Origin of the sequence: Rhizobium bangladeshense, assembly GCF_001662075.1 — a bacterium.
Lineage (GTDB): Bacteria > Pseudomonadota > Alphaproteobacteria > Rhizobiales > Rhizobiaceae > Rhizobium > Rhizobium bangladeshense_B.
Window position 1 is genome coordinate 137515 of record NZ_LYPL01000002.1, and the last position, 12424, is coordinate 149938.

Genomic DNA, 12424 nt, shown 5'->3' on the forward strand with positions numbered 1-12424 from the left:
ACGAACCAAACCGCCGGGTGTTTGTTTTCCCCTCAGGAGGAAACAGACATGAAGAGCATGAACAATCGCCAAGTTCGCATTCCCGGTCCGCGGGAGCATGATGTTGCAGAGCATTGCCGCAAGTTTGGGATTGGGCCGGCGGAGGAGAAGAAGCTGAAGAAGCTGCTCGGGTCTCACGCGCCGTTGCATGAGATCCAGTCCAATGCGCCGCCACGCCAGCCGAAATGGCGGTGAGTGCATGCGGCCGAGCTGTCTGTAATTCCGAAGGCGGAAGCAGAAAAGCCGACCTGAATAGATTGTGAGACGCGCTTTTACTCGGAACGCGCGACTGTCGGTAACGGAATATTTCCGCATCGAGAAATAAGTTAGGAAATACTCCGCCGTTCAAGTATCTCCGCCGGGAACTTCCGGCATGAGCCAGTGTTTTGATCGCAGGGCCGCGTGGCAGGTTTTCGTCTCCTGTACACCCCTGCTACCCCTGCAGGCGCTGCGCGGCCCACTGACACAGTCATTCCTGGCGGACGGTGGCGTGCGGTCGCCCGCGCGTCGTTTAATGCCGCAGCTCACGCGACAGCATCAGAATGTAATCATCGGCAATATCGGCGACCACCATGGCCGCTTCCGCCGGCGGAAAGCCCCAGCCGACAGCCTCGGCGACAATCTTCATCACATGCGCTTCAAGCGCCTGCCGGCAGTCCGACACAGTTTCGACATGCGGGCATTTGGCACGAAATTCCACGACATTGCTCATGGCATACCCTCCGTTTGAAATGTTACGCCCTTGATGCATGAAGCCGATCTTTCCTGGGAAAGGCGGGCTACGGGTCCGGTAAGCGATCCCGGACAATTAGTAATCATGAAAATACGATGGCATAGGGCGGCACGCATTCAAGCTGATGCTGATATTAAGGTAAGCCGGTAGGGTTAATTCGTCCGGCGGCAGCCGGTCAGCGTCTGCCCGCCTGTCAGGCAATGGCGCAACCTGTTGTTTCCCTGTCGCTTTCCGGCACGAAAAACCACCGGTGTCGCCGGACTTTCGCCGGAAATATCGGAATTTACCATGCGCGGCGGCAGGAATGGCCCCGAGCCCGCAGCCTTGTGCCGGCGCGGGACGGGGACAAGGAAAAGCCCGTCTTCACGGGCTTTCCCTCTCCAATTTCGGATGTCGCAACACGCGGCCCTCTCAGGCCGCGGCAAATGGCACGGCGACGAAAGGCTTGTTGCCATCGCGCTCGACGAGCAGCAGCACCAATTTGCGGCCGGCCTGACGGCTTCGGCGATCGCGGCCTTGGCCTCGCGGGCATTGTGCACCGGCCGGTCGTTGACCGAGACGATGACGTCGCCCGACTGGATGCCGGCGGCGGGCCGACTTGTCCGGCTTGACGCTGGCGACCACGGCGCCGCTGACCGAGCGCGGCAGGTCGAGCTGCTGGCGCACATCGGGCGTCGGTCGGCAAGGCCGATGCATCGGCAAATGCCGGCTGGTTTCTCTCCGGCATCATCGCTCCGCGCTGATTTCCATCGAAAATAGACGGGCTTATTGCCGGCGGTCGGTGATCCGCCCGCCGCCTGCGCCCGTAATTGCCGGCAGACGATCCCGCCGCCTGCCCGGAACATGTCGCGACCATAAGATGTTAGTGGACTCTAAATTATTTCTTCTGCAGAAGGTAGAGAAGGAGAATCGGCAGCGTTCGAGTTCCGCAGCGGCAGACGGGGGGCGATGAGCAAGTCGGTGGAGCGGGGGAGGAAACCCAGGCGCGGCGCGCCTGTGAAGCTCAGCGATGTGGCGAAGAAGGTGGGCGTCAGCCCGATCACCATCTCGCGCGCGCTGCGCAATCCCGAAATCGTCTCCGAGGATCTGCGCGAGGAGATCCTGCGCGCGGTCGAGGAGATGGGCTATATCCCCAATCTCGCCGCCCGGGCGCTGGCCGGCCGCCACAACGGCATCGTCGCCGTCATCACGCCCGCCTTGCACCAATACGGCTTTACCGGCCTGATGGTCGGTATCGAGGATCGTTTCCGCGACACCGATCTCACCGTGCAATATTCCAATACGCTGCATCATGCCGAGGGCGAGGCCGGCCTGTTGAAATCCTTCCTGACGCAGAAGCCGGCCGGCGTCATCATCGCCGGCGCCGAATCCTACCGCGGTCTTCTGCCGCTGATCGACAATGCCGCCTGTCCCATCGCCCATATCACCGATCTCAGCCAGGAGCCGCAGAGGCTGGTCGTCGGCCTCGATCATCATGCGGCAGGCGCCGAGCCCACCCGCTTCCTTCTGTCGCGGGGCTATCGCAGGATTGCTTTCATCGGCCGCGGCGCCGATGTCCGCTCGCGCCGGCGCATCCAAGGTTATGAGGACGTAATGCGGGAAGCCGGGCTATACCAGGAAGATCTCGTCATCGGCGGCGACGCGCCAAGCCGGATCGGCCTCGGCAGGGAGCTGTTTGCCCGCGTGCTCGGGCGCGTGCCCGATGTCGATGCCGTCTTTGCCCAGAGCGACGAACTGGCGCTCGGTGTCCTTATCGAATGCAAGGCGCGCGGCATCCGCGTGCCGGAGGATGTCGGCATCTGCGGCTTCAACGATCTGGAATTCTCGGCCTTCATCGAGCCGTCGCTGACGACGGTGTACATCCCGCGCCAGGAGATCGGCTACCGCGTCGCCGACATGCTGCTGCGCGCCATCCGCGATGAGCCGCTTGGCGAAGAGAAGGTCGATTGCGGTTTTTCGATCATCCCGCGCGGTTCGACACGGTAACCTTTCAAGACACCGCGACAATAGACGCGGAGCCGAGCCCTGCCGAAGCTGGCGCTAGGCATCCTCTGGATTGTTCCGTATATGGACATAATGACAATCAGTGTGCTGGAAAATGGATAAGATAGGCTTGTCATTCGACAGAATGCGTACCTTTGTTCGCGTCGCCGAGCGCGGCAACCTGTCGATGGTCGCAAAGGAGCTGGGCGTCGGCCAATCCACCGTGACGCGTCACCTCAATGAACTGGAGGAGGCCGTCGGCGTGGCCCTCCTCAGCCGCACCACGCGTCGCGTCACCCTGACGCAAGAAGGCAGTCGCTATTATACCAACTGCCTGCAGATATTGCGCCTGGTCGAACAGGCTGCCGATGAAGCCAGAGATGCCCGTCAGGCCCCCGCCGGCGCCGTTCGCCTTTCCTGTACGGCAGCGCTTGGCGTCATGCATGTCACGCGAATGATCTTTGACTTCCAGGACAGGCATCCTGATATCCGCGTCGACCTCAACCTGACGGACGAGCGCATCGACCTGGTTCGCGAAGGCGTTGACGTGGCGCTCCGTCTTGGACCTCTCTCCGACAGTTCAATGAAACTTCATGCGGTCGGAGAGAGCCAGCGGCTGCTGGTCGGCGCTCCGGCGTATCTGTCCGCCCGGGGACGGCCGGAGCGTCCGGCCGATCTGTCACGCTACGAAACCGTGGTGATGTCCAACGTGGCAGGCAGCAATCAGCTCCTTCTTTCCGCTCCCGACGGCACCAGCCTGATCATTCCGGTCGGCGGTCGGTTGCGCGTCGACCACGGACTTTCGGCGCGCGAAGCCCTTGCCGCCGGACGCGGCATTGGTCCTACCCATCTTTGGTTGGTGCACGATCTTCTGGACGATGGCCGGCTCGAGGTGGTGCTTGGAGACTATCGGCCGTCGCCGGTTCCGGTGAGCTTGCTGATTGTTCCCGAGCGTGCAGCCATTGCCCGCGTTCGGCTGCTCGTCGACTTTCTTGCCGCCGAGATCGCCAAGCTGCCGGGCATCCGGCCATCGTAAGTCTTTGTTTTCAAGCATGTCGTTATTGCGAGAAGGGCTTCAAGCTCCGAAAGAGAGCTTGTCGCCGCGCCACGCCGACGTCCGCAGAAACTGCTCCCAGTTGAGCGTCTCGGGAGCCAAGCGCCGGCTCCATTCGATATCGTGCTCCTTGCCGAAATAGCCATATTCGACGGCATATTCGACCATCCCGAGCAGCTCTCGCACGAAAAATTCGTTGGCGGCAAACTCCGGAAAATAGGCCAGCAGCCCGTCCCTGTCGAAAGCGTTCCGATACTCGGCCTTGCGGCCGGTCACGCGTTGAAAGGTTTCGACCATCTGCCGCGGAGAAATGATCTCGCCGACGACCGGCAGCGTTTTGCCGTTGTAGCGCTCGGGGTTTGAGAAGATCTCGAGGACAACGGGCCCGGTCGCCGTCAGCGGATCGACAAAAGGTGCGGCGAAATCTTCCGGCAGATAGATCGGCAACAGCAGGGTGTCGCCTTCCATGCGAGGCACATAATATTCGAGAAGGTTGGTGTAGAAGAATGCCAGCATGATGAAGGAATGCGAGACCGGCAGGCCGCGGATGTAATCTGCAACGCTGGCCTTATCGGTAAAATGCGGGGCATATTTCGTCCCACCGGTGATCTTGTCGACATTCTCGAGCGTGCTGAACACAATATGCCCGACGCCGGCCTCCACGGCCGCATCCGCCAGTTGCCGGCCGAGAGGCGCCTCGATTGCCTCGGGCGCGGCGATCGGCGGCGTCATCAAAAACGCGCCATCCGCGCCCTTGAAGGCGGCAACGAGATCCTCCTGACGGCCGAGTTCGAGAGGCACGGTGGCGATCTCAGCGCCGAGTTTTTTCAAACGTAAAGCTTCCGGCGAGTCCTGTCTGCGCGTGAAAGCCCGGACGCGGAAGCGCTGGCTTTCAAGAAGTGTCGCAACGACGCTGCGTCCCTGTTTGCTCGTTGCACCGGTAACCGCGATCAACGGCTTGTCTGTAGACATGGCTTTCATCCTTTCCTGTTGCTCGCCGCCGAAGAGGTCGGCAGGCGTCTTTGCAAGGAGGGGCGGATGGACCATGCCGATCGCCCTGCCTCGACGGTGGGACACTATCGAAACAGGAACTATCGTTACAGACGGCTGAAATGCATAAGATAATGCCATTTTTTGGATAAATGGCATGGCCAAACGGCAGCTCGTTGCGGTGGATCGGAAAGACCGTTCGTGAGGCCAGGATCTCGGGTGCTCGATCTCTGCCGAGCCACATCACTTTTCGCAAAGCCGTCGGCTGCCGGAATATGGCTGATAGGTACAATCGGATGGGCGAAAGGAGCGGTAACTGCGCGAACAGGCGGTGATGTTACAGGACTGCGGCGCGCCTTGCCCATCGACGGCTGCTTCGCTCGATCGCACGCCGTTGAGCGTCCGTTCGCTCGCAGCCTCGCGCATGAAGTCCCGCCAAATATGCGCCGGCAGGCCGCCACCGGTCACCCCCTTCATCGGCGCGTCATCATCATTGCCAACCCAGACACCGACGACCAGCGCGTCCGTGAAGCCGACGAACCAGGCATCACGATTGTCCTGGCTCGTGCCGGTCTTGCCGGCCGCAAAGGTGCCGGGATCTGCGCCACGTCCGGTGCCGTGCTCGACCACCAACTGCAGGAGGCCGAGAAGATCGGACTGGTAGGGCGAAAGATCGACAGTCGGCTTTAATTGTTGGCCAACGCGAAACGTCGTCGGCTGCCCGGCCGCCTGGAAGTCGATGATGCCCCAGGGTCTGACTGGTGCCATGCCGAGTTGGACGGACGCATAGGCGCTGGTGAGGTTAAGCAGATTAACTTCGGAGGTGCCAAGTGCCAAAGACGGCGTGTTGGCCAATGGCGCATCGATGCCGAGTTCGTGCGCTGCGGCAATCACATTGTCGAGACCCACCTCTTCGGCAAGTGCCACCGACGCGGCATTGAGCGATCGCGCGAAGGCTTCGGCAAGCGTTACCCAACCGCGAAAGTCGCCGCCGGAATTGTCCGGCGACCAGCCGTTGATGTCGATTGGCGCGTCCAAAACCCGGTCGGACAAGGTCAGCCCGGCCTTCAATGCTGCGTAATAGACGAATAGCTTGAAGGTGGAACCGGGCTGGCGCATCGCCGTGACGGCACGGTTGAACTGGCTCGCCTTGTAGTCGCGCCCGCCTACCATCGCAACGACCGCGCCCTCCGGCGTCATCGCAACCAAAGCGGCCTGCGACGCGCCGACGGTCTTTCCCTCACCGTCCAGGGCTCTTGTCACGACCCGTTCGGCGATCTGCTGCAACTGCGGCACCAACGTGGTGCGCACCGAAGTCGAACCCGGCGAGGCGCCGGCGATTTCGCTTGCCTGCGGCGAAATCCAGTCGGCAAACCAGCTACCGGAACGCGGCGTCGGCGTCGTTGGGTGCAGGCTGGTAAAGTTCGTCTTTGCCTCCGCCGCCTGTGGCGCGGTGATCTTGCCATTGGCCGCCATGGCGTCGAGAACGACCGTGGTGCGCTGCCGGGCGCCTTCGAAATTGTAGATGGGATTCCATTGGCTCGGCGCCCGCAGCAGGCCCGCCAGCATCGCCGACTCCGGCAGGTTGAGCGCGCCGACATCCTTGTTGAAATAGATGCGCGCGGCGGCAGGCATGCCGGTGGCGCCGGCGCCAAGATAGACGCTGTTGAGATAGCGCGTCAGGATTTCCGTCTTGCCGAGCTTCCACTCCAGCCAGAATGCGATGACGAGTTCCTGGATCTTCCGTTTTATGGTTCGGTCGCTGTCAAGATATTGCAGCTTGATGAGTTGCTGGGTGATGGTGCTGCCACCTTCGACCACCGAGCCCGCCTCCAGGTTCCGCAAAAGCGCCCTCGCGATGCCCCTGGGGTCGACGCCGAAATGATCCATGAACCGGCGATCCTCGATTGAAAGGACGGCATCGATCAGATGCGGCGGAAACTGGTCGTATCGAGCATATGGCCCTTGATAGGGTCCCTGTCTTACCAGCGGCGCACCGTCAGCGGTTTCCAGCACGACGACCGGCTTTAACGTTCCATCGCGGATCTCGCTCCAGGGCACGTCTTTCAAGGCCCACACCAGCACGCTTCCCACGAGCAGGCAGACAAGAAAGGTGAACCCGAGAGCGAATTTTCGCCAGCCCGCCAGCAGCGATGCGCCCCGTCGACGTTCACCCAGCTTCGTGCCCTGCTCGCGAATAACGCGCCCCGCTTTGAGCAAAGCAGTCGTCACCCATTTGTGGGGAGCTGACGTGATTCCGAGCAGCATCGACCTGCTTGGCTTCGTTCTCCAAAACAATGCCGCCGTCTTGATCTTTGCCAAGGCGGAACTTGCCTGCAGATCCTGGCGTATCGCGCGCAACAGCGTCCTTGCGGCCAGCCTGGTTTGGTCGAAGGATCCCTGGGGTGGCTGCGGGTCGTCGCCTTGGGTGCTCCTCAGCGAATCCGGGGCGCCCGCTTTCGCTGCCGAATCTGGCGTCTGATCGCGACTCGAGCTCGAGCTGCTAACGCTTTCACCTGTGGATTCGGGAGAGTTGGGCATCGGTTACCGCTAAAGAGAGCCAACGCAGCATGACCCTTATAGCCGGGTGATGCCGCGTGTTCTACCGCAAAAGGCCTCGACGGATTGCTGCGATGACATTGACGGCTTAAAGGGCGACTTGGGAGGCGACCGATATCAATTCCTGGGAATTCGGCGCCTTGAATGTCTGAAGCCCAGGCTCCAGAACTTCCGTGAAGCTCCAGCGTACGATGCCCTCCCGGTCGATCAGGAACTGGCCGACAAGCTGCCCCTTGTCGGCAGTCATCATCTGCCGATCGGCATGCGTAATTGGATATCCTTCCTTCTCGTTGATAAATTCGTCCATTGCCATCGGGTTCATGGGCTCGGGCAACTCACCCGGAAGATCGATCCGTATCGCCATGACCGCGTCCATCCCGACCTCGTGTAAGCCGAAGGCTCGGTGCGAAGCCTTTACCGGGTCCGAAGCTGCAAGAAGATCGGGTATGGGATGGTAGCGGAAATAGAGCCGCGCGCGTTCGACCGGGGTGTTCACAACAGCCAGGGATTGGACGCCTTTCTCGCGCAGCATCGGGTTGAGATAGGCCATGGCCGCGACATGGCGCCGACAGAACGGACAATGCAGGCCTCGAAACAAACCGATCAACAACGGGCTGCGGCCACGAAAATCATCAAGTGCGATCTTCCCCTCACGCGAGATCGCATCAAGCACAACGTTCGGAACCCGGTCGCCCGGTTGTAGTGGGTGGTCGACAGAGAGCGTGGACATGGACAACCTCCTCGCTCGGGGATCAGTCGAGAAAAGGCGCCAGGCGCTTCGAGGTCGAAATTGAGCGTTGCAAGGCCTGACCTCTCGTCTACCGCACCGCCAGGATCCGATCTAAGAATGGTCCCACATTGGCCCGCGGGCAAGCGTAAACAGCCAATCGTGAACCGAAAAAGTGCCGTTTTCTGCAAACTCTGACTTTTTCGGCCGTAGAGGCCGACACAGAAAATAGCGCTGGGGGATCCGTCTATTTTGCGTTCAAGCAGCGTGGGGCCGCGCAGCCGAAGTGAAACAAATCGAGCGGCGACATTCGCTCAAATCACCAATTGGCTGGACACGAAGCCCCCATCGCGAAGTCCGAGATAATGATCGGCTCTTTGCCGCTCGACAGGGAATCCGCCAGCCCAGCAGCTGCGGATCCGGTCTCGCATAAGCGGATCAGGCTCGTCGGCTCCCGCGGCGTCAGGGGATCCAATGTCATGATTGCCCGGCAGCTTCCAGAATCAGGTTAGTGATCTCATCCGGATGTGAAATGAGCGACAGGTGGCTGGATTTGAGTTCGATGGCCTTAGCGCCCATGCGCCTGGCCATGAAACGCTGCAGGTCTGGATTTATCGTCCCATCTTGCGTCGAAACGGCGTAGTAGCTTGGCTTGGAGCGCCAAGCAGCGTTTGAGGTCTTGCCGGTGAGCAACGCCTTTTGGAATGGTTGTTGAACGGCATAGAGAATCCTCGCCCTGGCCTCGGGAAGGTCGCCTCCGAAATCGCGCAGGAACGCTTCCTCCGTCAGCCGTCCTTCGTCGCCGTCGAAGACAATGCCCGCGGTTGCGGGTGGTGTCGGGTAGGTTTTTGCCAAAGCGGCATAGTCCTCACCTGCATCCGGTGCTCGGGCAGCGACATAAACCAGTGAAGAGACGTTCGGATGTACGCCCGCTTCGGTGAGGATCATCCCCGAAAAGGAGTGCCCGACAAAGACAGTCGGACCGTCCTGCCGGTCGAGGACGCGCCGGGCGGCCGCCACGGCATCGGGCAGCGTGGTGAGCGGATTCTGGACCGCCGTGCAGTTCAGGCCCTTCGCTTGCAGCCGGCCGATAACCTCGGTCCAGCATGACCCGTCGGCGAAAAGTCCATGCACGAGAACGACATTGCGCGCCTTTGGAGGCGTCTGTGTGGCGGCCAGGCCGGCATGTGTCGCAACAAATGACGTGGCGGCACCGACGAGCAAAGTTTTCGAAAATGTGCGTCTGTTCATCGTCATGATCGAATCTCCAGTTTGCGAAGCGGTAGGATTATTTGAACGCGGTCCGGAGCGGCACCTCAGATTGACATGCCGCCGGCCGAAATTTTTCACGTCAGATTCTGGGCGTGTGGCGTCATTGCTGCTTCCTTGACGATTTACCTTCCATTACAATCCCTTCCGCACTTAGAGGAGTTCCGCCATGAGCGAAGACGCCTTCAACATGTCGATCCGCAAGTTCCTGAAGGAAGTCGGCGTCACGTCGCAGCGCAAGATCGAGGAGACGGTGCGCAAGGGGCAGGGCGGCGGCAAGACGTTGAAGGTCCGCATGACGCTAACGGCGGAAGGCACCGGCCTCAACCACGTGGTGGACGGCGAGATCGAACTTCCGTAGGCCGGGCGAAGCGATCGTGCGAACCGTGCGGCTGCCCCAAGTTCATGGCCCACGCCCGCGCGTAATCGAAGCATGGCCGCTCTGGGCCGAAAGCCGGCGTGCAACGTCCGGGATGATCGGTTTCATCACTGAAATTTGCGACAGTGCCTTTCGCGAGGAATAGCCAGCGGTTCGGCCTCGCATAAGGGGCCAGCCTTGCTGGCCCCTCAATCCCTGTCAGATATCGCTTGCGGCGCTCGACCAGAGGTCGGCCGCTTCGGCGGCCGTCATGCGCCGCACCTCGGCCTCGTGGCTGCGGCTGGCGAAGAGCTCGCTGGCCATGATCTGCTCGGCGAGATCGGCCGGCAGCGAGAGGATGACACGGGCGTCGCCATTGTGCAGGCCGCCGAGTTCGCTGCGTTTGCCCGTCACCATGCCGCCGGCGACCGTGTTGTTGGTCTCCGGATCGATCAGGATAAAGGAGCCGGACTGACGGTTCTGCTCGTACGGGTCGAAGATCGCCGCTTCGTCGAAGGAAAGGCGCACCTTGCCGATCGCATTCATGTAGAGCCGCTGGGCGGCGTTCCAGGTGCCGGTCTTCAATTCCAGCTGGCTCAACGGCTGCACCTGCACGCGCTGGCGGCGCGAGCCGCTCTTCAGCCAGTAGCGTTTGCCGGGCTCGATGCCCTCCGGCTGCAGTGCGACGATCTGCGCGTCGAAGGCGAGGCCGACCTGTGGCTGGGCGTCGATCGAGACGATCATGTCACCGCGCGCCACGTCGACCTGGCGGTCGAGCACCAGCGTGATTGCATCGCCGGCGACGGCGGCGTTGCGCACCAGATCGAAGGTGACGATCTTGGAGACATTGGCGACCATGCCGGACGGCAGGATCATGACGCTGTCGCCGGGCTTGACCGAACCGCCGGCAACCGTGCCCTGATAGCCGCGGAAGCTTTCGCCGGGCCGCGACACGCGCTGCACCGACAGGCGGAAGCCGACCGTCTGCGACGAGCGCACGGTGGCAAGCTCCAGCGTCTCCACCAGCGTCGGGCCGCTGTACCAGGGCATGGCGGCCTGGCCGGAATAGACGACATTTTCGCCCTTCAGCGCCGACATCGGAATGGCGGTGATCTGCTTGACGCCGAGCGACAGCGCGAATTCCCGGAACTCATGGCTGATCTTGTCGAAGCCGGCCCGGTCGTAGCCCGTCAGGTCGATCTTGTTGACGGCGAGCACGAACTGCTTGATGCCGAGCAGCGAGGCGATCGTCGCGTGACGGCGTGTCTGTTCGAGAATGCCGTAGCGCGCGTCGACGAGCAGGATGGCGAGGTCGGCAGTCGAGGCGCCGGTCGCCATATTGCGGGTATATTGCTCGTGGCCGGGCGTGTCGGCGACGATGAAGGAGCGCTTATCGGTCGAGAAATAGCGGTAGGCGACATCGATGGTGATGCCCTGTTCGCGCTCGGCCTGCAGGCCGTCGAGCAGCAGGGCGAAGTCGGGCAGGCCTAGATCGTTCTGCTTGCCGGTGGAATCGCGCTGCAGCGTGGCGGCCTGGTCTTCCTTGACCGCCTTGGTGTCCCAGAGCAGGCGGCCGATGAGCGTCGACTTGCCGTCATCGACGCTGCCGCAGGTGATGAGCCGCAGCGGGCGCGAGTCGCGCTGGGCCTTCTGCGGCTCGGCCGCGGGCAGGCTGACGGCGGTTGCGGCCGAGACGGCGGTGTTGGCTGCGGTCATCTCAGAAATATCCTTCACGCTTCTTCTTTTCCATGGAGCCGGACTGGTCGCGGTCGATGGCGCGGCCCTGGCGTTCGGACACCGTTGCAATTTCGAGTTCGGCGATCACCTCTTCCAGCGTGGTCGCCTGCGAGCGGATGGCGCCGGTCAGCGGGAAGTCGCCGAGCGTGCGGAAGCGGATCATGCCTTCCTGGCGCACTTCGCCGGGCAGGAGTTCGAGGCGCGGATCCTCGGCCAGGATCATCATGCCGTCACGTTCCACGAAGGGCCGCTTCCTGGCGTAATAAAGCGGCACGAGCGGAATGTCCTCGGCCTGGATGTAGCGCCAGATATCCACCTCGGTCCAGTTCGACAGCGGGAAGGCGCGCACGCTTTCGCCCTTGCGGATCATGCCGTTATAGATGTTCCAGAGTTCCGGCCGCTGGTTGCGCGGATCCCAGCGATGATCGGGCGTGCGGAAGGAATAGATGCGCTCCTTGGCGCGGCTTGCTTCCTCGTCGCGCCGCGCGCCGCCGAAGGCGGCGTCGAACTGGCCGGCATCGAGCGCCTGGCGCAGGCCCTCGGTCTTCATGATGTCGGTGAAGGCAGCCGAACCATGGGTGAACGGCGTGATGTTTTCAGCCGCACCGCGGGGATTGATATGCTCGATCAGGTCGAGATCGTATTTCCTGGCGGTCTCGTCGCGGAAGGCGATCATCTCGCGGAATTTCCAACCGGTGTTCACATGCAGGAGCGGGAAGGGCACGCGGCCGGGATAGAAGGCCTTGCGCGCCAGATGCAGCAGCACCGAGGAATCCTTGCCGATCGAATAGAGCATCACAGGACGCTCGAATTCGGCCGCGACCTCGCGGAAGATATGGATGGATTCGTTTTCCAGCGCCTTCAGATGCGGGTCGAGCGGCGCCTTGGCGCTCTGCGGGTTGCTGAGTTCCGTATCCGGACGGCTATCGGGCATGTCTTACTCCAGGCTGTCGGTCGTTTGCAGCTGCCCGCAAA

11 protein-coding genes and 1 pseudogene are annotated in these 12424 nt (G+C 61.8%); 4 read left to right on the forward strand and 8 right to left on the reverse strand.

Features of this window, described 5'->3' with window-relative positions:
- The first annotated feature begins 48 nt into the window (after window positions 1-48).
- Complete coding sequence (locus tag A7X77_RS04625; RefSeq protein WP_064681839.1) at window positions 49-234, forward strand: hypothetical protein; 186 nt, start codon at window positions 49-51, stop codon at window positions 232-234.
- Between the two features lie 316 nt (window positions 235-550).
- On the opposite strand, the gene A7X77_RS04630 is transcribed toward A7X77_RS04625, so the two are convergent.
- Window positions 551-751, reverse strand: a complete 201-nt coding sequence (locus A7X77_RS04630) for a hypothetical protein (RefSeq protein ID WP_064681840.1) — start codon at window positions 749-751, stop codon at window positions 551-553.
- Between the two features lie 432 nt (window positions 752-1183).
- Window positions 1184-1464, reverse strand: a pseudogene (locus tag A7X77_RS31960) (PDZ domain-containing protein); the annotation flags it as partial.
- A gap of 256 nt (window positions 1465-1720) precedes the next feature.
- On the opposite strand from A7X77_RS31960, the gene A7X77_RS04640 reads away from it, so the two are divergent.
- On the forward strand, window positions 1721-2758 hold the full coding sequence (locus tag A7X77_RS04640) for a LacI family DNA-binding transcriptional regulator (protein WP_064681842.1): 1038 nt from the start codon (window positions 1721-1723) through the stop codon (window positions 2756-2758).
- A gap of 112 nt (window positions 2759-2870) precedes the next feature.
- Entirely contained in the window at window positions 2871-3791 is a 921-nt protein-coding gene (locus tag A7X77_RS04645) for a LysR family transcriptional regulator (RefSeq protein ID WP_064681843.1), read from the forward strand.
- A gap of 39 nt (window positions 3792-3830) precedes the next feature.
- Here the strand turns inward: A7X77_RS04645 and A7X77_RS04650 are convergent, their stop codons facing one another.
- From A7X77_RS04650 to A7X77_RS04665, 4 genes are all read right to left on the reverse strand, one after another.
- The gene (locus tag A7X77_RS04650; protein ID WP_064682309.1) at window positions 3831-4781 is read right to left on the reverse strand and encodes an NmrA/HSCARG family protein; all 951 of its coding nucleotides are present in this window, start codon (window positions 4779-4781) and stop codon (window positions 3831-3833) included.
- A 261-nt stretch (window positions 4782-5042) separates the two neighbouring features.
- Entirely contained in the window at window positions 5043-7340 is a 2298-nt protein-coding gene (locus A7X77_RS04655) for a PBP1A family penicillin-binding protein (RefSeq protein ID WP_064681844.1), read from the reverse strand.
- 106 nt (window positions 7341-7446) lie between these two features.
- Window positions 7447-8088, reverse strand: a complete 642-nt coding sequence (locus tag A7X77_RS04660; protein WP_064681845.1) for a peroxiredoxin-like family protein — start codon at window positions 8086-8088, stop codon at window positions 7447-7449.
- Window positions 8089-8562: 474 nt separating this feature from the next.
- Window positions 8563-9342 (reverse strand): alpha/beta fold hydrolase, encoded by a 780-nt coding sequence (locus A7X77_RS04665; protein ID WP_064681846.1) that lies wholly within the window; start codon window positions 9340-9342, stop codon window positions 8563-8565.
- A gap of 181 nt (window positions 9343-9523) precedes the next feature.
- On the opposite strand from A7X77_RS04665, the gene A7X77_RS04670 reads away from it, so the two are divergent.
- Entirely contained in the window at window positions 9524-9715 is a 192-nt protein-coding gene (locus A7X77_RS04670) for a DUF6494 family protein (protein WP_064681847.1), read from the forward strand.
- A gap of 216 nt (window positions 9716-9931) precedes the next feature.
- Here A7X77_RS04670 and cysN read toward each other — a convergent pair whose 3' ends face one another.
- Window positions 9932-11428 carry a sulfate adenylyltransferase subunit CysN gene (gene cysN / locus A7X77_RS04675; protein ID WP_064681848.1) on the reverse strand — a complete coding sequence of 499 codons (1497 nt, stop codon included), beginning with the start codon at window positions 11426-11428 and terminating at the stop codon, window positions 9932-9934.
- 1 nt (window position 11429) lies between these two features.
- Window positions 11430-12383: a sulfate adenylyltransferase subunit CysD gene (gene cysD / locus A7X77_RS04680; protein WP_064681849.1), complete on the reverse strand. Its 954-nt coding sequence runs from the start codon at window positions 12381-12383 to the stop codon at window positions 11430-11432.
- Window positions 12384-12424 lie beyond the last annotated feature (41 nt).

Coding starts and splice junctions, on each gene's coding strand:
- cysN (WP_064681848.1), bottom strand. CDS start 11,428: ATGACCGCAGCCAACACCGCCGTCTCGGCCGCAACCGCCGTCAGCCTG.
- A7X77_RS04655 (WP_064681844.1), bottom strand. CDS start 7,340: ATGCCCAACTCTCCCGAATCCACAGGTGAAAGCGTTAGCAGCTCGAGC.
- A7X77_RS04660 (WP_064681845.1), bottom strand. CDS start 8,088: ATGTCCACGCTCTCTGTCGACCACCCACTACAACCGGGCGACCGGGTT.
- A7X77_RS04645 (WP_064681843.1), top strand. CDS start 2,871: ATGGATAAGATAGGCTTGTCATTCGACAGAATGCGTACCTTTGTTCGC.
- cysD (WP_064681849.1), bottom strand. CDS start 12,383: ATGCCCGATAGCCGTCCGGATACGGAACTCAGCAACCCGCAGAGCGCC.
- A7X77_RS04670 (WP_064681847.1), top strand. CDS start 9,524: ATGAGCGAAGACGCCTTCAACATGTCGATCCGCAAGTTCCTGAAGGAA.
- A7X77_RS04665 (WP_064681846.1), bottom strand. CDS start 9,342: ATGACGATGAACAGACGCACATTTTCGAAAACTTTGCTCGTCGGTGCC.
- A7X77_RS04640 (WP_064681842.1), top strand. CDS start 1,721: ATGAGCAAGTCGGTGGAGCGGGGGAGGAAACCCAGGCGCGGCGCGCCT.
- A7X77_RS04630 (WP_064681840.1), bottom strand. CDS start 751: ATGAGCAATGTCGTGGAATTTCGTGCCAAATGCCCGCATGTCGAAACT.
- A7X77_RS04650 (WP_064682309.1), bottom strand. CDS start 4,781: ATGTCTACAGACAAGCCGTTGATCGCGGTTACCGGTGCAACGAGCAAA.
- A7X77_RS04625 (WP_064681839.1), top strand. CDS start 49: ATGAAGAGCATGAACAATCGCCAAGTTCGCATTCCCGGTCCGCGGGAG.